Genomic DNA, 18,205 nt, shown 5'->3' with positions numbered 1-18,205 from the left:
CCGGATCGCGGATCACGATGACAACGGGCAAAGACCCCATCCTGAGACGATCACACGATCCGGTGCGGGGCCCCGGGTGGCCACCCGGGGCCCCGCAACCCGGCATCTCCACAATGCCACAAATCAAACAGACAATCCTGAGCGCCCGAATCGCGCGAAGGATCTGGTGATGGGGCACGACCCATGACACCCCTGTCATCTGGATTCGGAACCCTTCGCGCCCCCCCACGGGCCTGGGCCCCGAACGGCAACCGCCCCGCCGTTGGGCAACGACGGGGCGGTCAGTCCCGGCGGCGCGTCTTCCTGAAGCCGCACAGCGGCTGAAGGATCTCGGGAGGGTCAATACCGCCGTTCGAGATCCTTCAGGCCCTTGCGGGCCTTCAGGATGACCGCTTCAGTGTTGCGCGGTCGGATCAGCGTTTGGCGCCGACCTCCTCCAGTTCCGGTTCCTCGCCCTTGGCGCAGGGCTTCATAGCCCGCGACATCTCGTGCTCGGAGAGCTGCTGATCGGTGCCGCTGCCGCAGCCGCCCATGGCCGAGAGCATGGCGTGCTCGCTCATCTGCTCGCCGCCGCCGCCGCAGGCCATGACCTTCTGGGCCTCCCCGGCGGCCTGGTTCTGCGAGCCGTCGAGCGGGCTGCCCGCCTCCTTGTAGGCGCGGATGCCGGCGTCGATCTCCTCCTGCTTGCGCTTGGATGCCGCCTTCCACTCGGCCGTTTCGGCGAAGTCCGGCGTCGCCTCCAACTTGCGCGAGCGGTCGAAGGCGAACTTCACCTTCTTGATGGTGTGCGGGCCCCAGTAGCCGACCTTGCCCAGGTTGTAGAACTGGCGCTTGAAGGCGCTGAGCATGTAGGCCTTCAGGCAGCCCTGCAGGTACTTGCGGCGCACCTTGTCGCCCGGCACCCACGGATAGTGGAACAGCGCCTTCTTGGAGTAGAAGCGCCGGTAGCACGACATGACCGCGTCGAGCAGCTCGCCGCGCTCCATGGCCTGGGGCTTCATGATCGGGGTGACGAAGTTGTACTGCGAGAAGTCGTGGACCTCGACCTTGTCGCCCATCTCCCGGTACAGGTCCGAGAACGGCCAGGGCGTGAACATGGACCAGTTGGCCATGTCCGGGTTCCAGTCCATGCACAGCTCGAAGGTCTCTTCGATGGTCTCGCGCGTCTCGTTCTCCAGCCCGACGATGAACTGGGCCTCGGTCACGATGCCGTTCTTGCGCAGCAGGTCGATGGCGCGCTTGTTGTCGGCGACCGTGGTTTCCTTGTGGAACAGATCGAGGTTGAGCTGCGCGGCCGCCTCGGTGCCCAGCGAGATGTGCACCAGGCCGGCGGAGCGGTAGAACGGCAGCAGGTCCTCGTCGCGCAGCACGTCGGTCACGCGGGTGTTGATGCCCCACATGACGTCCAGCTTGCGGGCCTTCAACTCCTCGCAGAAGGCGATGAAGGCCTTCTTGTTGATGGTCGGTTCCTCGTCGGCGAGGATGAAGAAGCCGACCTTGTAGTCCTTCACCAGGGTCTCGATCTCGTCCACGACCTTCTTCGGGTCGCGCACGCGGTAATCGCGCCAGAACTTCCACTGGGAACAGAACGAGCAGGTGAACGGGCAGCCGCGCGCCATGTTCGGGGTGGCGACCCGGGTGCCGGTCGGGATGTAGATGTACTTCTTCCAGTCCAGCACGCCCCAGTCGGCGACGATGTCGTCGGTGTCCCGGATGGGGGCCTCGGCCTGGGTGGCGATGACCTTGTCGCCCTCGGCATAGGCGATGCCCTTGACCTGGCCGCGCGCGTCGGGCCACTGGCCCTCGTCCACGGCGCGCACCAGGCTGGTGAACACCACCTCGCCCTCGCCGCGCACGACGGCGTCGATCCAGGGGGCCTCGCGCAGCACCTGCTGGTACATGAACGTGCCGTGGATGCCGCCCAGCACGGTGACCACGTTGGGGAACAGCTCGCGGGCGATCTGCAGCACCCGCTCGGCCTTGTAGATGGCCGGGGTGTTGGCGGTGGTGCCGACGATGTCGGGGCGCTCGGCGGCCAGCTTCTCGCGCAACTGGTCGTCGGTCATGTCGTCGGTCATCGCATCGATGAACCGGATGTCGGTATAGCCGCCCTTGGCCTTCAGGTACCCCGCCAGATAGGCGACCCAGGCCGGGGACCATGTCCCGGCAACCTCGGCGCCTCCGGAGTGATAATTGGGCTGGACCAGAACGATCCGCATGAGCGGCCTCCTCCATGTACCGGATCAGGAATGGCGGCAGAACACCGCGAGCCCACCTTCGCGTCCGCACTCCGGATCGGCCAGAGGCCGCCAGGCTCCGGTCGTCACTGTGGGGTGCGGCTCGGCGCCCCGGTCACCCGCGCGCGCGGGACCCCGAAGACCCAGGGGCGGCCCGTCCGGAGCCGGCGCCTGGGGTGTAAGCCCTTGAGATTGTATAATTCCTATCTGCACATTATCGACAGGGTCACCGGAGGTGTCAACCACACTCTCCGGCGTGTGTCAAGAAAGTCTGACAGGCAACGCATGGATCGCCGGTGGCCGCGCGCCGCTCTCGGACCGGCGCGCGGGATTGGGGGCGGATGGGAGGCCGGCCGCGAAAAAAAAGCGGAGGATCGAGCCGCAACCCCCTTCCCATTCCGGATCGCCCGTGCTACATACCGCGCCCCGTTACGGATGCACCCGCGAGGCGCATCCCGATCGGCGGACCGTGTGGGTTTCGTGCGACTCAGGAGTCGCATCGACTCTCCCACCCATCCCGCCGCCTCCCCTGCTGGGGGATAGTTTAACGGTAGAACAGCGGACTCTGACTCCGTCAGTCCAGGTTCGAATCCTGGTCCCCCAGCCACTTTCCCTTTCAGTGCCCCTCCCATCCTGTCCGGTCGGTCAGTCCGGCGGCGGGTCGGTGTGCGCGGCGGGTGGCAGGTCGATCAGGTGCGGCCGCCAGGTCGCCTCGCCCGGCTCGCCCAGGTATCCGCGCGGGGCCGAGGCCACGCGGGTGCGGCCGCAGGTGTAGTCCACGGGCCAATGGATGTGCCCGTGCGCCCAGAGGTCCGGGGCATCCGGTCCCGCCATCAGGGCCTCCAGATCGCTGGCGTAGGCGGCCGACAGCAGGTCGCGCCGATGCCACTCCGGCACCGAGCGCAGGCTGGGCGCATGGTGCGTGGCCACCACGACCGTATCCGCCTCCCGGCGCGCGGCGGGCAGCGCCTCGGCGAGCCAGGCGCGGCTGCGCGCGTGCGTGAGCGCCACCGCCTCCGGGGTCCAGCGCATGCGGCCCCTGGCGCGGCGCATGACCCGGTGATCGGTCATGCCGGCATCGCAGCGAGCCCGGACCGCCCGGACACGATCCGCCCCGAACAGGTGATGGTCGGTCCACAGCGTGCAGCCGAGCACGGCCACGCGCCGTCCGCCGATCTCCAGGTCCAGGCGCGCGTCGTCCAGCAGCGTGACGCGGCCGTCCGTCGCCGCGCACCCGGCGCGCAGGTCCTCCAGGGCATTCTCGACCGGCCGACCATAGAACTCATGGTTCCCCGGCACGAACACGACGGGGCAGCCCGCATAGCGGCCGGCGGCCTCCAGCCAGGGGACCGGCCAGGTCCTCACGTCGATGTCGCCGACGGCGAGGATCAGGTCCGCGTCCCGCAGGGCGTCCAGGCGCGGCCCGTAGAGCGGGTGGCCGTCGTCGTCCACCGGGGTCGGATCGAGCCGGCGGCGTCCCTTCAGCAGGCGGCGGGCGCCCGGTTCGGCCCGGTCGAACTCCAGGTGCAGGTCGGACAGGATGGCGAGGCGGGGGGCGGTCATCGGTTGGTCTCTTTCGGCCATATCGAGGGGGCGGACCGGCCTGCCCGTCCCCGCCCGCCGGGATCAGGACCCGGACGCGGGGGCCGGTTCGGGCGCCGTCTCCGCCTCCGTCTCGGCCGGCGCCGGGTCCTTGTGCCGGGTGAGCCGCCGGATCACCACGAAGAACAGCGGCACCAGCAGCACGCCCAGGATGGTCGCCGCGATGGTCCCGCCCAGCACGCCGGTGCCGATGGCGTTGCGCCCGGCCGCGCCCGCCCCACTGCTCAGCACCAGCGGGGTGACGCCCAGCCCGAACGCCATGGAGGTCATGACGATGGGCCGGAAGCGCTGGCGCGCGGCCTCGACCACGGCCTTCAGCAGCGGTTCCCCGGCGTCCTGGCGGGCGCGGGCGAACTCGACGATCAGGATGGCGTTCTTGCCGGTCAGGCCGATGGTCGTCAGCAGTCCCACCTGGAAGAACACGTCGTCCGCGAAGCCGCCGATGCGGGCGGCGGTCAGCGCCCCCAGCACGCCCAGCGGCATGGCCAGCATGACCGCCGCCGGGATGGCCCAACTCTCGTAGAGCGCCGCCAGCGACAGGAACACCGCCGCCAGCGACAGGGCGTACAGCAGGGGCGCCTGACCGCCGGTCTGGCGCTCCTCCAGCGACAGGCCGGTCCAGGCCAGATCGAACCCGCCCGGCAATCGGGCGGCCAGCCGCTCCATTTCCGCCATGGCCTCGCCGGTGGTCACGCCGGGCGCGGGCGCTCCCTGCACCTGCATGGCGGGCACGCCGTTGTAGCGGTACAGACCCTGCGGGCCGAACGCCCAGCGGCCCTCGGCGAAGTTGGAGAACGGCACCAGCCCGCCGCTTGCGTTGCGCACCCGCCACTGCTCGATGTCCTGCGGCGTGCCGCGCGCATCGGGCTCGCCCTGGACATAGACCTTCTTGATGCGGCCCCGGTCCAGGAAGTCGTTGACGTAGCGGCCGGCCCAGGCGACCGAGAGCAGGTCGGCCACGTCCGCCGCCGTCAGTCCCATGGCCCCGGCCTTGCGCCAGTCGATGTCCAGGTTGAACTGGGGCGCGTCCTCCAGCCCGCTGGGGCGGATGGAGGCGATCAGGGGGCTCTGCGCGGCCATGCCCATGAGCTGGTTGCGGGCCGCGAGCAGGTCCTCGTGGGTCTGGCCGGCGCGGGCCTGAAGGTAGGCGTCGAAGCCCGAGACGTTGCCCAGCTCGATCACCGCCGGCGGCACGATGGGGAACACCATGGCGTCCTGGATCTGGCTGAACGCCCCGAAGGCGCGGCCGGCCACGGCCTGCACGCCCTGGCCGGGGGCCTGGCGCTCGTCCCAGTCCTTCAGGCGGACGAAGCCGATGCCCATGTTCTGGCCCTGGCCGCCGAAGCTGAAGCCCACGACGGTGATGAGCGAGTCCACGGTCTCGGTCTCGTTGGTGAGGAAGTGGTGCTCGACCTGTTCCAGCACGTCGCGCGTGCGGTCGGCGGTCGCGCCCGGCGGACCCTGCACCAGCACGAACAAAATGCCCTGGTCCTCGTCCGGCAGGAAGCCGGTGGGGGTCTGCACGAACAGCCAGACCATGCCGCCGACCAGCGCCGCATAGATCAGACTCAGGCGCAGCGGCCGGCGGACGACGCCGGACACGCCCCAGGTATAGCCCCGCGTCAGGCGGGTGAAGCCGCTGTTGAACCACGCCAGCGGGCCGCGTTTCGGATGTGTGTCGCGGGCCTTGAGTAGGGTGGCGCACAGGGCGGGCGACAGCGTCAACGCCACCACGACCGACAGGATCATGGCCGACACGATGGCGACGGAGAACTGGCGGTAGATCACCCCCGTCGAGCCGCCGAAGAACGCCATCGGCACGAACACCGCCGACAGCACCAGGGCGATGCCCACCAGCGCGCCCGAGATCTGCCCCATCGACTTTCGCGTGGCCTCGCGCGGGCTCAGGCCCTCTTCCTCCATGATGCGTTCGACGTTCTCCACCACCACGATGGCGTCGTCCACCAGCAGGCCGATGGCCAGCACCATGGCCAGCATGGTCAGCGTGTTGATGGAGTACCCCGCCATCGCCAGCACGCCGAAGGTGCCCAGCAGCACCACCGGCACGGCCAGGGTGGGGATCAGCGTGGCCCGGATGTTGCCCAGGAACAGCAGCATGACCACGAACACCAGGGCGATGGCCTCGAACAGGGTCTTGACCACCTCTTCGATGGAGATCTTGACGAACGGCGTGGTGTCATAGGGGAAGACGTAGGTGACGCCCTCGGGGAAGAACTGGGACAGCTCTTCCATGCGGGCCTTGACCCGCTCGGCCGTGTCCAGGGCGTTCGCCCCGCTGGCCAGCCGCAGGGCCATGGCGCCGGTCGGCTTGCCGTTGTAGCGGCCGAAGGTCTCGTAGCGCTCGGCGCCCACCTCGACCCGGGCCACGTCGCGCAGCAGCACCAGCCCGCCGTCGGTTTCGGCGCGGATGACGATCTGCTCGAAGTCGGTCGGGGTGCGCAGCAGGGACTGCGCGGTGATGGTGGCGTTCAGTTGCTGGCCGTCGGCGGCGGGCAGGGCGCCGAACTGGCCGGCGGAGATCTGGGCGTTCTGGGCCGAGACGGCGGCGATCACGTCGGTCGGCGCCAGCTCGAAGGCGGCCAGCTTGGCCGGGTCCAGCCAGATCCGCATGGCATAGGACGAGCCGAAGACCTGCACCTCGCCCACGCCCTCGATGCGGCTGATCTCGTCCACCACATAGGACGCGAGGTAGTCCGACAGGTCCACCTGATCCAGGTCGGCGGCATCCTCGCCCTCGGCGATCAGCGAGACCACCATCAGGAAGCTGGCGGCCGACTTGCGCACCGTGACGCCCTGGCGCTGCACCACGTCGGGCAGCAGGGACTGCGCCTGCGAGACCTTGTTCTGCACCTGCACCTGGGCGATGTCGGGGTCCGTCCCGGTCTCGAAGGTGAGCTGGATCGAGGCCGAGCCCGACGACGTGGACGTGGACGACATGTAGCGCAGGCCGTCCAGCCCGGTCATCTGCTGTTCAATGACCTGGGTGACGGTGTTCTCGATGGTCTCGGCCGAGGCCCCGGGGTAGCGCGCGGCGATGTTCACCGACGGAGGCGCGATCTCGGGATACTGCGAGACCGGCAGCGACAGCACCGAGAGCAAGCCGATGCCCATGATGAGAATGGCGATCACCCAGGCGAAGACCGGGCGATCGATGAAGAAGCGGGCCATGGGGAAGGCTCCCGGTCAGGGTCGGGGGGCGGACGTGGCGTCGGCGTCGGCGTTGGCGTTGGCGTTGGCGGCGGAGTCGGAGTCGGAGCCGGACGCCGGGGCGTCGGCCGCCTGGGGTGTGACGGTGGCGCCCGGCCGCACCTTCTGCAGGCCGGCGACGATCACCCGGTCGCCGTCGCTCAGGCCGTCCCGCACGATCCAGTCCGACCCCCGGGCCTCGACGATGTCCAGGGTGCGTTCCTCGACCACGTTGTCGGCGTTCACCACCAGGGCGATGGGGCGGCCGCGCCGGTCATAGGTGACGGCGCGTTGCGGGGTCAGGACGACGTTCTCAAGCACGCCCTGCGGCATCAGGACGCGCACGTACATTCCCGGCAGCAGCAGCCGATCCGGGTTCTGGAACTGCAGGCGCAGGGTGACCACGCCGGTCTGCTCGTTGACGTAGGGTTCCGCCGCCTTCAGCGAGCCGTCGTGCTCGTAGCGCACGCCGTCGGCCAGGATCAGCGACACCGCGTCGGCCTGCCCGGACGGCGGGGCGGCATGCTGGCCCCGGCGCCAGGCCAGGATCTCGGCGGCTGACTGGGTAACGTCCACCAGCACCGGGTCGATGGTGCGGATGGTGGCCAGGGGCTGGGCCTGCCCGCTGGTCACCAGGGCGCCCTGGGTGGTCAGCGACCGGCCGATGACGCCATTCAGCGGCGCGGTGATGATGGTGCGGTCCAGGTCGATCTGGGCGGTCTGCAGGTCGGCCTCCGCCACCTGCACGGCGGCGGCGGCGGTGTCGCGGGCGGCCACGGCCTCGTCGAGCGTGCGCACGCTGGCCACCTTCTCGCGCACGAGTTGGTCCTGACGGTTGGCGTCGCGGTCGGCCGCGCGCAGTGCGGCGCGGGCCTGGGCCACCTGGGCCTCGGCCGAGGCCAGACGCGCCCGATAGGTGGCGTCGTCGATGCGGTACAGCGGCTGGCCCACGGTGACGTCCGAGCCCTCGTCATACAGGCGTTCGATGATGATGCCGTCCACCTGCGGGCGCACCTCGGCCACGCCCGAGGCGACCACCCGGCCCGGCAGTTCGGACAGCAGGGTGACGGCCTGCGTGACCATGGGGACCACGGTGACGGCCTGGGGCGGGCGCTCGCCCTGCGGCGCCTGGGCCGCGGCTGTGTCAGCGCCGGCCCCGAGAACGAAAACGGAAACGGAAACGGCAAACAGCAGGATGACCGCCAGCGCGGCCGGTCCTCGTCTGGACATGGACATGGGGTGACTCCGGGGCGCGGGCGGCGCCGCTGAATTTCGAAACTTGATGGTTTCCTAAATACGCCCTAGGTTGGCGCGATGCAAGCACGAGATCGGGACAGGCGCGGATGACCAACGATGAGGACCCGGACGGTTCGGCCGGCCCCGACGACCGCCCGTCGCCCGCCCGGCGCGGCCGGCCGCCCCTGGACCCCGAGACCCGCGAGGCCCGGATCCACGACGCCCTGGAACAGGTCGTGGCGGAGGACGGCCTGCGCGCGGCCACCATGTCCCGGATCGCGCGCGCCGCCGGCATGTCCAAGCGCACGCTCTACACCGCGTACGAGGGGCGGGACGCGCTGTTCCAGGCCTGGGTGCGCCGGGTGCGGACGTCGTTCGTGCGGCCGCTGCCGACGCACGCCCGGGCCCTGCCGCTGGCGGAGCGTCTGCGCCTGCTGCTCTGGCACGAGGCCCGCCAGTGCCTGTCCGACCGCCGCCTTGCCGTGCTGCGGGCCATGGTCGCGGAGGCCCCGGGGCATCCCGACCTCGCCCGGGCCTTCTGCCGCGAAGGGTTCCTGGCGGCCCGGCAGATCGTCGCCGACTAACGGCGCGGGGCCGCCGACGCCGGCGAGATCGCCTTGGACGACGTGGACATGACGGCCACCATTCTGGTGGACATGGCCTACCAGGATCCGCTCGACCGCCTGCTCAACCCGGACGCGGAGGCGCCGGACGCCGAGCAGACCGACCAGCGGCTGGACCTGGCCATCGCCCTGTTCCTGCACGGCGCGACCGGACCCGGCGGCCCGCCGGACGCATGATCTCAGCCGCCCGCCGTGCCCAGCATGCGGCGCAGGGTCGGGTCCCGGTCCCACAGGTGGTGCTTGAGCGACACCACGGCGTGCCCGGCCACCAGCAGCAGCACCAGCTTGCCGCCCAGCGCGTGGACGACTCCGGCCGGCTCTGCGATCCAGGCCACGGTCCCCTGCGCCGGAATCGTCGCCAGGCCCAGCAGCGAGACCGCGTGGTCGTGGTACAGCGACATCAGGATGCCCGAGATCGGCAGCGCCAGAGTCGCGGCGATGAGCAGGCCATGCATGATGGTCCGGGCGCGCACGGCCTTGGGCGAGGCGTCCGCCATGGCGGCCGGGTGCGGCTGCAGGGCGCTCCAGCCGATGCGGGCGAGGGCGAGCGCCAGGGCCAGCACGCCCAGCGTCTTGTGGATGTCGATCAGCGCGCCCTTGTCGGGGCCGCGCGGCATCTCTTCGAGCACAAGGCCGAAGACGGTGAGCCCCAGAATCAGGGCGGCAATGGTCCAGTGGTTGAGAATGCTGACCCAGCCGTAGCGGTCGCGGGTGTTCAAGAGCGCCATGAGGGCCCCTCCTTTCTGGCAAGACTGTCGGGTGTGGAACGCCAACGGCCCGTGCCCCCTCCGTTCCCGGGGGCCACTCGGTCCGTTCACGAGGCCGACGATCTCACCGCCCTGTCACCGGCCGATGACGCGCCCCGGCGCCGGGTTCGACAAAGTGTGACAGGGTGTGACACGGCGCGACGCGCTCGGCGCGCACAGGTCGCGGAGTCATGCGCCCGCACCGATGCAAGCACGTAACAAATTCGTGGTTTACAGCCCCCCCGACCCGTTGGCACAGTCGTCATTGCACCACAAACAGGGAAGGGGCGCGTTATGCACAATGAAAAGGCCACCGTCACCCGGAAGATCTCTGACATGCAGGCGGCGCACAAGGCCGGGACCTTGAAGTCCCATGCCGTCGTCAAGTCGATGCGTGCGGCGGACACGGACGTCAACACGAGCTGGGGGCCCGCCATGCGGCGTTGATCCAGCCGTTGTGAAGACGCGGAAAGGCGCGGTCCCCCGCCGGGTCGCGCCTTTCTTCGTCACCGCACCCACGGGATTGCGGTCGGGGGGCCGCGACAGCGAACAGGGGGGGCGCGTGTCATGACCGGCGCACCGGAGTCCTTGCGTCCCATTGAGCTGGTCGTGTTGCAGGGCACGCCGTTCTGCAACATGAACTGCGGCTACTGCGATCTCAGCCCGGACAGCCGCCGACAGAAACGGACCATGCCGCTCGCGGTCGTCTCGCGCGTCTTCGCGGAGGTGCTGGCCAGCCCCTGGGTGGCCGAGACCCTCACCGTCATCTGGCATTCCGGCGAGCCCCTGACCCTGCCGCCGGCCTATTACGATGACGCCATCGCCGAGGTCCTGGCGGTTCGGGACCGCGTGGCTCCGGGGCGTGTGGCGATCCGTTTCAGCATCCAGACCAACGGCGTGCTGATCGACGATGCCTGGATCGCCTTCTTCCAGCGCCACGCCCATCACCTGGACATCGGGGTGAGCTGCGACGGACCGGCCGCGCTGCACGATGCCTGGCGCACCAACTGGGCGGGCAAACCCAGCCACGCCGCCACGGTGCGCGGCATGGACCGGCTGGCGGCCGCCGGGCTGCCCTTCAAGGCCATCGCCGTGGTCACCGGCCACACCCTGGACGACCCGGACGGCTTCTTCCGGTTCTTCTTCGAGCGCCGGGCTGCCCTCACCGACCTGCACTTCAACATCCTGGCCGACGGCGCCAGCGGGACGGATCCCGCCCTGCGCTTCACCGAGGGCGATCGGGCGCGCTACCACGCCTTCTACAGCCGCTTGCTGGCGCTGTCCGCCGCGCATGCCGATGCCGACCCCGGGTTCGTCATCCAGAACTTCCGCCACGGCCTCGCCCGCCTGCTGGACGCCGCCCCCGGCCGGACCGCCAGCCATCACGAGGAGAGCAGCGCGCCCCTGAAGGCGCTCAGCGTGGACGCCGGGGGCCGGGTGACCACGTTCTACGCCGGCCTCGCCCCCGAGACCCACGCCGACCTGTACGGCGATGGCCAGGGGCTCAGCCTGGGCAACATCATGGAAACCCCGCTGGCCGAGATGGCGCGCTCCCTCAAGCTGCGCCGGATGCTGCGGGACTTCCGCGCCAGCCGCGACGCCTGTGCGGCGGACTGCGCCTATTTCGGCGTCTGCACCGGCGGCTTCGAACTGACCAAGGTGGTGCGCCACGGCCGCTTCGACGCCACCGAGACGCCGGAATGCGTGATCCACGTGCAGGCGCTGACGGACGCGCTGCTGGACGACGTGGCCCTTCATCTGGATGCGCAGGAGGCCGACGCCGATCCGCGCGCGGCCGGCACGGGGGCGTAAGCTCATGGACCGGGCCCACGCCCACGGGGCCGCGCCCGGCGCGGCGGTGGCGACCGCGCCGCCCCCGGGGGCGGGCCTGCCCGACTGCGAACCGCTGGCCGCCCATCCGGACACCACGCGCGGCCGGGCCGCCCGGTCCGTGGCCCGGCATGGATTCGCGCCCCTGCCCGGGGCGATCGCGCCGGCCATGCTCGCGGCGCTTCAGGACGAGGCCGACGCCCGCCTGACCGACGCCGTGTTCGCCGAGCAGACCGCCCAACAGACCGCCCAACAGACTGAGGACCTGGCCTACCGCGCCCACATGACCGGGCTCGGGCCGGTGGCCGGGGCCTTCCTGCGCGACGACCGCGTGCGGGGGCTGCTCACCGGCCTGTTCGGCGGCGACTACGTGCTGTCGGAGCACATCAGTTGTCTGACCCGCTACGGTCCCGCCGACCATCTGGGCGCGCACCAGGACTCGCCGGCCGAGGACTGCGCGGTGACCATCATCCTCTACCTGCGCGCCGATAGCCCGGACCCGGCCGCGCCCGACACCGGGCTGGTGCTGAACGTCTACGGCGAGACCCGCGAGTCGGTGGCCCGGGGGGCGCGGCTGCGCATCCCCACCCGACCGGGCACGCTGGTTCTGGGGCGGGGCTCGCGCATCTGGCACGCGCGGCCCCCATTGAAGGCCGGCGAGTCGGTGGTGGCGATCACCGGCTGTTACCGGGAGGCGGCGGCATGAGCGGCGCGGCGTCCGCCGTCGCCCGCGCGGCCGAGGCCCCGCCGGGGCGGCCGCTGCGCGTGGACCCGGGGGCCGTCCCCGCCGCAATGGCCGGGCAGGGCGATCCCCTGCGCGCGGCCCTGCGGGCGATCCTGGGCAGCGCCGCGTTCGACCTCGCTCCGGACGGGGGCCGGCTGTGGCTGCGCGGGCAGGACACCCGGCACCACGCGGTGGACCCGGCGCTGCCGGCCGCGCTGGCCGCCTGGGGGCTGGACGGCCCGGACGCCGTCGGGGCATTCCGCGAGACCCGCCCGGGCTATGGTCTGTGCTTCGAGGACAGTTGGAGCGGCTGGCTGCTCGCCCCGGTGCTGGCCGGGCTGGCCGACGATGCGCCGCTGGTGGTGCTGCATCTGGACGACCACGGCGACCGCATGCCGACGCTGCTCTCTCGGGTGACGGACGGCGCCCTGGTCAACCCGGCCACCGGCGCGCCATTCGACGCGGCCTCTCGGGAGTCCTGGGCCGAGGCCATCGCGCATGGCGTCGTGACCATCGGCAACTGGCTGACCGCGCTGGGGCAGGGGCGGGGCGTGGTCCACATCCGGCACCTGCGGCCCCACCCGGCGGACGCGGCGGTGGAGGGGCGCATCCGCCCGCTGAGGGCCGGCACGGTGCGCCATCCTCTGTTGCCGGACCACGCCTTCGCCGTGCTGGAGGACGGCCCGCCGCCCGGCTCCGGCACCCTGATGGAGACGGCCGATCCGGTCCGGGCGCTGGCCGACCTGCCGCCGGGCGTGCTGGCGGTCCATGTGGACCTGGATTATTTCGTCAACGACTTCAACGGCAACCCGGGCACCCGTCCGCTGCGGCGCACCGCTGATCTGGCGCGCGCGGTTCGCGGACGGATGGATGCGCTCTTCGCCGCGCTGGCCGCCACCCGCCGCCCGGTCGCGGCCTGGGTCGCGGCCACCTCGCCGGGGTTCTGCGGCGCGCCGCACTGGCCGGGTCTGCTCGACCGGCTGGAGCGGGGGATCGTGGCCCTGGGTGGGCCGGAGGGCATGGCATGACACCCGCCGCCGCGCCCCTCGCCCTGGCGCCCGCCACGTCCGCGCCCGCGCCGCTGCCGCCATTCCCGGCGGACGGTCCGTGCTACGCCCGCTACACCGCCCCCGTGCTGCCGGTGGAGGCGATCCCGCCCGACCGGCTGTTCATCGTCAACACCCTGCCCAAGTCCGGCACCGTGTGGATGGTCGCCATGCTGTCCCACCTGCTGGGGCGACCGGCGGGAGAGCGGGTCCTTCTCTCCCATGTCGCCGACCTCGCCGAGGATCTGGACCGTCCCCAGGTCCACGGGGCCGTGGTGATGGTGCGCGACCTGCGGGACGTGGTGGTCTCGTGGTTCCACGAGACGCTGCGGTCCGATGCCCGCGCCGGGTTCGAGGCGGCGCGCTTCCCGACCGTCGAGGCGTTCTATTTCGAGCACCTGCTGGGCCTGCTGCGCACCCGGGCGCGCTTCGCCGAAGGCCGGTTCGAGACCTGGCTGGACGCGGCGACCGCGCGCGGCTTCCCGCTGCTGCGCTACGAGGACACCCGCGCCGACCCGGCCGCCGCCCTGCGCAAGGTCATGACGGCCTGGAAGATCACCGTGCCCGATGCGGAGATCGCCGCCACCGTCGCCGCCCATCGGTTCGAGGCCATGGCCGACACCGCGCGCCGGACCGGCGGTCCGGTGGCCGAGGCGGTGGCGGCCGGGCACCTGCGCCGCGGCCGGCCCGGCGGCTGGCGCGAGGACCTGCCGGACTCGGTCCAGGCCGACATCGCGCGGCGGTTCGGCGCGTTTCAGGAAAGGCTGGGGTATGGGTGAGCACGGTCCGATGAGTCAGCGTCCTGGTTCCCCCCGGAAATCGGGGGCCGCGGGGTCACGATGCCCGGACTCCTCCCCCCGGCGGGGGGGAGGTTGGGAGGGGGCAAGGGCGGCACCCGAACCCGGTCCGGACTCAAGCCCTTGCCCCTCCCCACCCCTCCCCTTGCCAAGCCCTCACGTCCACACATCTCAACGCGTTGAACGGACAGACGGGCGTGAGCCGGGCGGGGCTTGCAGCCCCGCCCGGACCGTTGTTCCTTGCGACACGGATGAACGGTCCGGGCGGGAGTACAACTCCCGCCCGGCAGCATGGCTCGAAGACCGTCCCCCCTCGGTCCGCGCATGCGGGCCAATCCGCCACAGGCGCAACCCGCCGATCCCGGCGCCCTCGTCACCCCGGCGGGACGTGGCGCATCAGCACCACCAAACGCGCACTGTCCCCCGCGCGGTCGGCGGACAGGTGGGGCACGCCGCGCCCCCGGTCCGTCACCCCGTCCGGGCCGATCATGCCGTCATAGATCATCACGTCGCCGCTGCCCGGGGTGACGATCGGCCCGTCCGACAGGCGCCGGTCCACGCCGTCCAGGTCCAGCGGCCCCAGGGCGTCCAGGTCACACATGCGGCGGGTGGGCAGGAACAGCGCCCCGCCGCGCCGGCTCCACCCCGGCTCGGTCAGCGAGGCAATGGCCGTCTGACGGGGGCCGTAATACTCGTCGGCGTGCAGCAGCGGGGTCAGGGTGGTCAGGCCGTCGCCCGGGTCCTTGGCCAGGATGATCGTCACCTGCTCCACGAACAGGGCGGCCCCGCAGGCCTCGGCGGCGGCCAGCAGATCCACCAGCGCCGCCAGCAGGGCGGCGGGCAGATCGCCCGTCTCCTGTGCCGTCAGGAGGTCGCGGAAGAAGGCCAGCGATCCGGCTGCGCTGTCGGGCGCGTCGTCGTAGCGCCGGATCCACCACGTACAGCGCACGTTGCCGCGTGCCGCTCCGTCCAGCCCGGCGGCGCGGGCCAGCCGTTCCAGGTCGCCCGGCCCCAGGGCGCGGTGCTGCTCGGGCGTCGCCCGCTCGGCCTCGCCCGCGAACAGCCAGGGATGCGCCTCGGGCAGACGCAGCCCGGTGACCAGCCGCAGCGGCCAGTCCGGCCGCGTCAGCGCCTCCGGCACGCCCGGCCCCGCCAGCCCGCCGGCCAGCACCAGCAGGTCCGGCCGCCGCGCCCGGTCCAGGGCGTACAGATCCGCAAGGGTCCGCGCCACGCCCACGTGATCGGGCCGCGCCCGCGCGGCCTCGGCCGGTGTCATGTCCATGGCGGGACCTCCGCTGCCCTGACCCGTGACGCCATCCCCCGCACCCATGGAGGGACCCCATGACCCATCCCCATGACGGCCCGGCCCGCGCCGTCCGGCCGCCGCCCCTGAGGTCCAAGAGCGACCCGACGGCGACCGCCGACACGGACGGCCCGGCCGGGGCTCGCCTGGGCGAGATCCTGGCCCTGGTGGAGACGGCCACGCCGGCGACGATAGCAGAGGCCCTGCCGGGGCTCTACACGCCGGAGAATCTGGCCCGCGACACCCTCGGGCGGCGCATCGGCGCGGTCATGGACTGGCGCGCGCGCGGCGGCTTCGAGGTGGTCGCCATCACCGCCCGCACCCCCGCCACCATCGAGGCCGTGGTGCGGCTGCGCCTGTCCGACGAGCACTGGCGGCTCGCGGTCGAGGTGGAGCCCGACCCGCCCCACCGCGTCGCCGCGCTGCTGCTGGGCCGCGCCCCGCTGCCCGTGACCGGCCCACCGGCCTCGGACGCGGCTGCCGCCCGGGCGGTGCTCGACCACGTGGCCCGGCTGGCGGATGCGGACCTGTTCTCCGGCGCCGTGCTGGTGGGCCGCCATGGCCGCGTGCTGGCGGAGGGCGCGTTCGGGCTCGCCAACCGCGACTTCTCGGTGCCCAACACCCTGGGGACCCGGTTCAACGTGGCTTCGCTGACCAAGTCGTGGACGGCGGTCGCGATCTGCCAGTTGATCGAGGCGGGCCGCCTGTCGCTGGACGATCCGCTGTCGCGGTTCCTCTGCTATCCGGACCGGGAGTCGGCCGAGCGGATCCGCATCCGCCATCTGCTCAGCCACACGTCGGGGCTGGGAACCTACTTCAACGACGCCTTCGACGCCACGCCGCGCGGCCGTGTCCGGGATCTGGACGACTTCCTGGCGCTGGCGCGGGACGACCGCCCGGCGTTCGAGCCCGGCACGGCCTGGCACTATTCCAACATCGGCATGATCCTGCTGGGCAAGGTGATCGAGGCCGTGACCGGCACCGATTATCACTCACACGTGACCGAACACGTGCTGCGCGCGGCGGGCATGGAAAGCGCCGGCTTCGTCGAACTGGACCACGTCAACCCGGGCATCGCCGTGGGTTACCACACCACCTGGACCACGGACGGGCCGGTGGTGACCAACGCCCTGTTCGAATGGGCCGTGCGCGGCGCGCCGGACGGCTGCGGCTATGCCACCGTGCGCGACATCTGGGCGTTCGCCGAGGCCTTGAGGGGCGGACGACTGGTCTCGCCGGGGATGGTCGAGGCCATGACCCGCGCCAAGCCGGAACTGGCCTCGCCCGACTACGGCTACGGCTTCGCCATCCATCCCGAGCGCGCCCTGTTCGGGCACAGCGGCGGCCTGATCGGCGCGAGCGCCAACCTGGACATCACCCGCGCGCCGGACGGCTGGGTGATCGTGGTGCTCGCCAACGACCTGAGCATGCGCGCCCCCGTGCTGAAGGCGCGCCAGATCGTGGGCGTGACGGTGCCGGAGGCCGAGGAAGGCCGGGCCTATCTGCCGCGCGCCGGCATGACCGCGCGGTAGGGCCTGTGACCAAAGAGCAAACGGAGGTCCCATCATGATCGAGCCGGAGTCCGTCGCGCTGCTGGAGACCCTGGTCTCCACCCCGGGCGTGCCCGGCCGCGAGGACCGCATCCGCGCCGTGATCCGGGCCGAGGTGGAGCGGCGCGGGCTGGTGGACGACCTGCGCGTGGATGCCCTGGGCTCGCTGATCGGGGTGCGCCACCCGCGCCCGCGCGGCACCCCGGCATCGGACGCCAAGACGGTGCTCGCCGCCGCCCACATGGACACCATCGGGTTCCTGGTCGCCCATGTCTCCGACGCCGGCATGCTGCGGCTGCATCCCGTGGGGGCATTTGATCCCCGCACGCTGGTGGCCCAGCGGGTCACGGTCTGCACGGAACAGGGCGCGGACCTGCCCGGCCTGCTGATGCTGGAGGGACCGCCGCTGCACACCGCGCCCGAGGAGAGCCTGTCCACGCTGCCGAAACTGTCCGCCCTGTACGTGGACACGGGCCTGCCCGGCCCGGCGGCGCGCGAGGCCATCCGTCCCGGCGACATGGTGGTGCTGGCCGCCCCGTTCCGCGATCTGGGGGCGGCGGTGGCCGGCCCGGGCCTGGACAACCGCGTGGGCTGCTGGGCGCTGATCGAGGCCATGTCCCGCCTGGAGCACCATGACGCGACCATCCAGGCCGTGTGGTCGTCGCAGGAGGAACTGGGCTCGCGCGGGGTGGAGCCGGTCAGCTTCGGCATCGCCGCCGACATCGGCATCTGCTGCGACACCTCGGTCTGCGCCGATGTGCCGGGTGTTTCGGAGGAGCAGCACATCACCACCCAGGGCCGGGGCGTGGCGCTGCAGGTGGCGGATTCCTCCACCCTGGCCGACATGGGCCTGGTGCGCCAGGCCGAGAGGCTGGCCCGCACCCGGGACATTCCCTGTCAGCGCAGCCTGATGCTCGGCGGCGGCCAGGACGGCGCCATGATCCAGCGCTCGCGCGAGGGCGTGCGGACCCTGGTCATGAGCGGCCCGGTGCGCCACATGCACACCGCGAACGAGATGGCCCACAAGACCGACCTGGACGCCTATCGGCGGCTGCTGGGGGCGGTTCTGGGGGCGGTGTGATGGCGATGGTCCGGCCAAGGGGTGTCATCAACTCAGTTTGTGGCGGGTTCGGGCTGAGGCCGGAGGACCGCGTTTGCGATGGTGACGAGCTTTCTGGCAACGGCGAGGAGTGCGCCTTTTGGTGTCTTTTTGTTTCCGATAAGCCGTTCGTAGAAGGCCTTGAGGTCGGGGTTGTATCGCACGGCGGAGAGCGCGGCCATGAAGAGCTTGGATCGCAAGGCGC

At 71.6% G+C, this 18,205-nt stretch carries 14 protein-coding genes, 1 tRNA gene and 1 pseudogene; 9 read left to right on the top strand and 7 right to left on the bottom strand.

Annotated elements, in window-relative coordinates; all coding sequences use genetic code 11:
* Positions 1 to 413: 413 nt before the first annotated feature.
* Complete coding sequence (gene bchE, locus GHC57_RS16435) at positions 414 to 2,219, bottom strand: magnesium-protoporphyrin IX monomethyl ester anaerobic oxidative cyclase (protein ID WP_153346234.1); 1,806 nt, start codon at positions 2,217 to 2,219, stop codon at positions 414 to 416.
* A gap of 551 nt (positions 2,220 to 2,770) precedes the next feature.
* Between bchE and GHC57_RS16430 the strand changes: the two genes are divergently transcribed.
* Positions 2,771 to 2,844 (top strand) — tRNA-Gln (locus GHC57_RS16430).
* Positions 2,845 to 2,882: 38 nt separating this feature from the next.
* Here the strand turns inward: GHC57_RS16430 and GHC57_RS16425 are convergent.
* The 3 genes from GHC57_RS16425 to GHC57_RS16415 all read right to left on the bottom strand — a co-directional run bounded on the left by GHC57_RS16425 (position 2,883) and on the right by GHC57_RS16415 (position 8,282).
* Entirely contained in the window at positions 2,883 to 3,800 is a 918-nt protein-coding gene (locus tag GHC57_RS16425; RefSeq protein WP_170294927.1) for a metallophosphoesterase, read from the bottom strand.
* A 63-nt stretch (positions 3,801 to 3,863) separates the two neighbouring features.
* Positions 3,864 to 7,028 (bottom strand): efflux RND transporter permease subunit, encoded by a 3,165-nt coding sequence (locus GHC57_RS16420; RefSeq protein WP_153346230.1) that lies wholly within the window; start codon positions 7,026 to 7,028, stop codon positions 3,864 to 3,866.
* Positions 7,029 to 7,043: 15 nt separating this feature from the next.
* Positions 7,044 to 8,282, bottom strand: coding sequence for an efflux RND transporter periplasmic adaptor subunit (locus GHC57_RS16415; RefSeq protein WP_153346228.1), 1,239 nt, complete (start codon positions 8,280 to 8,282; stop codon positions 7,044 to 7,046).
* Between the two features lie 107 nt (positions 8,283 to 8,389).
* Here GHC57_RS16415 and GHC57_RS16410 point away from each other — a divergent pair, with 107 nt between their 5' ends.
* A complete protein-coding gene (locus tag GHC57_RS16410; protein ID WP_153346226.1) occupies positions 8,390 to 8,866 on the top strand; it encodes a TetR/AcrR family transcriptional regulator in 477 nt (158 codons plus the stop codon).
* A gap of 48 nt (positions 8,867 to 8,914) precedes the next feature.
* Positions 8,915 to 9,082 (top strand): hypothetical protein, encoded by a 168-nt coding sequence (locus GHC57_RS16405; protein ID WP_153346224.1) that lies wholly within the window; start codon positions 8,915 to 8,917, stop codon positions 9,080 to 9,082.
* A gap of 2 nt (positions 9,083 to 9,084) precedes the next feature.
* Here the strand turns inward: GHC57_RS16405 and GHC57_RS16400 are convergent, their stop codons facing one another.
* Positions 9,085 to 9,633, bottom strand: coding sequence for a cytochrome b (locus tag GHC57_RS16400; protein WP_153346221.1), 549 nt, complete (start codon positions 9,631 to 9,633; stop codon positions 9,085 to 9,087).
* 585 nt (positions 9,634 to 10,218) lie between these two features.
* Between GHC57_RS16400 and GHC57_RS16395 the strand changes: the two genes are divergently transcribed.
* From GHC57_RS16395 to GHC57_RS16380, 4 genes are read left to right on the top strand one after another with little or no spacing between them, the layout of a single operon-like run.
* A complete protein-coding gene (locus GHC57_RS16395) occupies positions 10,219 to 11,463 on the top strand; it encodes a radical SAM protein (protein WP_153346220.1) in 1,245 nt (414 codons plus the stop codon).
* 4 nt (positions 11,464 to 11,467) lie between these two features.
* Positions 11,468 to 12,187 carry a 2OG-Fe(II) oxygenase gene (locus GHC57_RS16390; RefSeq protein ID WP_153346218.1) on the top strand — a complete coding sequence of 240 codons (720 nt, stop codon included), beginning with the start codon at positions 11,468 to 11,470 and terminating at the stop codon, positions 12,185 to 12,187.
* Positions 12,184 to 13,233 (top strand): hypothetical protein, encoded by a 1,050-nt coding sequence (locus tag GHC57_RS16385; RefSeq protein ID WP_153346216.1) that lies wholly within the window; start codon positions 12,184 to 12,186, stop codon positions 13,231 to 13,233. Before GHC57_RS16390 ends, GHC57_RS16385 begins: the two co-directional genes overlap by 4 nt.
* Entirely contained in the window at positions 13,230 to 14,030 is an 801-nt protein-coding gene (locus GHC57_RS16380) for a sulfotransferase domain-containing protein (RefSeq protein WP_153346214.1), read from the top strand. Before GHC57_RS16385 ends, GHC57_RS16380 begins: the two co-directional genes overlap by 4 nt.
* A 391-nt stretch (positions 14,031 to 14,421) precedes the next feature.
* Here the strand turns inward: GHC57_RS16380 and GHC57_RS16375 are convergent, their stop codons facing one another.
* Positions 14,422 to 15,330 (bottom strand): hypothetical protein, encoded by a 909-nt coding sequence (locus tag GHC57_RS16375; RefSeq protein ID WP_153346212.1) that lies wholly within the window; start codon positions 15,328 to 15,330, stop codon positions 14,422 to 14,424.
* Between the two features lie 59 nt (positions 15,331 to 15,389).
* Between GHC57_RS16375 and GHC57_RS16370 the strand changes: the two genes are divergently transcribed.
* The gene (locus tag GHC57_RS16370; protein ID WP_153346210.1) at positions 15,390 to 16,883 is read left to right on the top strand and encodes a serine hydrolase domain-containing protein; all 1,494 of its coding nucleotides are present in this window, start codon (positions 15,390 to 15,392) and stop codon (positions 16,881 to 16,883) included.
* Positions 16,884 to 16,917: 34 nt separating this feature from the next.
* On the top strand, positions 16,918 to 17,982 hold the full coding sequence (locus GHC57_RS16365; protein WP_153346207.1) for a M42 family metallopeptidase: 1,065 nt from the start codon (positions 16,918 to 16,920) through the stop codon (positions 17,980 to 17,982).
* A 32-nt stretch (positions 17,983 to 18,014) separates the two neighbouring features.
* Here GHC57_RS16365 and GHC57_RS19625 read toward each other — a convergent pair.
* Positions 18,015 to 18,205: pseudogene (locus GHC57_RS19625) on the bottom strand (IS110-like element ISEc32 family transposase); the annotation flags it as partial.

The organism is Roseospira navarrensis (assembly GCF_009601025.1).
Classification (GTDB): Bacteria; Pseudomonadota; Alphaproteobacteria; order Rhodospirillales; family Rhodospirillaceae; genus Rhodospira; species Rhodospira navarrensis.
This window is presented reverse-complemented; position numbering and strand designations above follow the sequence as displayed.

Excerpts from the sequence above, each read along its gene's own strand:
- bchE (WP_153346234.1), bottom strand. The coding sequence starts at position 2,219 with ATGCGGATCGTTCTGGTCCAGCCCAATTATCACTCCGGAGGCGCCGAG.
- GHC57_RS16425 (WP_170294927.1), bottom strand. The coding sequence starts at position 3,800 with ATGACCGCCCCCCGCCTCGCCATCCTGTCCGACCTGCACCTGGAGTTC.
- GHC57_RS16420 (WP_153346230.1), bottom strand. The coding sequence starts at position 7,028 with ATGGCCCGCTTCTTCATCGATCGCCCGGTCTTCGCCTGGGTGATCGCC.
- GHC57_RS16415 (WP_153346228.1), bottom strand. The coding sequence starts at position 8,282 with ATGTCCATGTCCAGACGAGGACCGGCCGCGCTGGCGGTCATCCTGCTG.
- GHC57_RS16410 (WP_153346226.1), top strand. The coding sequence starts at position 8,390 with ATGACCAACGATGAGGACCCGGACGGTTCGGCCGGCCCCGACGACCGC.
- GHC57_RS16405 (WP_153346224.1), top strand. The coding sequence starts at position 8,915 with ATGACGGCCACCATTCTGGTGGACATGGCCTACCAGGATCCGCTCGAC.
- GHC57_RS16400 (WP_153346221.1), bottom strand. The coding sequence starts at position 9,633 with ATGGCGCTCTTGAACACCCGCGACCGCTACGGCTGGGTCAGCATTCTC.
- GHC57_RS16395 (WP_153346220.1), top strand. The coding sequence starts at position 10,219 with ATGACCGGCGCACCGGAGTCCTTGCGTCCCATTGAGCTGGTCGTGTTG.
- GHC57_RS16390 (WP_153346218.1), top strand. The coding sequence starts at position 11,468 with ATGGACCGGGCCCACGCCCACGGGGCCGCGCCCGGCGCGGCGGTGGCG.
- GHC57_RS16385 (WP_153346216.1), top strand. The coding sequence starts at position 12,184 with ATGAGCGGCGCGGCGTCCGCCGTCGCCCGCGCGGCCGAGGCCCCGCCG.
- GHC57_RS16380 (WP_153346214.1), top strand. The coding sequence starts at position 13,230 with ATGACACCCGCCGCCGCGCCCCTCGCCCTGGCGCCCGCCACGTCCGCG.
- GHC57_RS16375 (WP_153346212.1), bottom strand. The coding sequence starts at position 15,330 with ATGGACATGACACCGGCCGAGGCCGCGCGGGCGCGGCCCGATCACGTG.
- GHC57_RS16370 (WP_153346210.1), top strand. The coding sequence starts at position 15,390 with ATGACCCATCCCCATGACGGCCCGGCCCGCGCCGTCCGGCCGCCGCCC.
- GHC57_RS16365 (WP_153346207.1), top strand. The coding sequence starts at position 16,918 with ATGATCGAGCCGGAGTCCGTCGCGCTGCTGGAGACCCTGGTCTCCACC.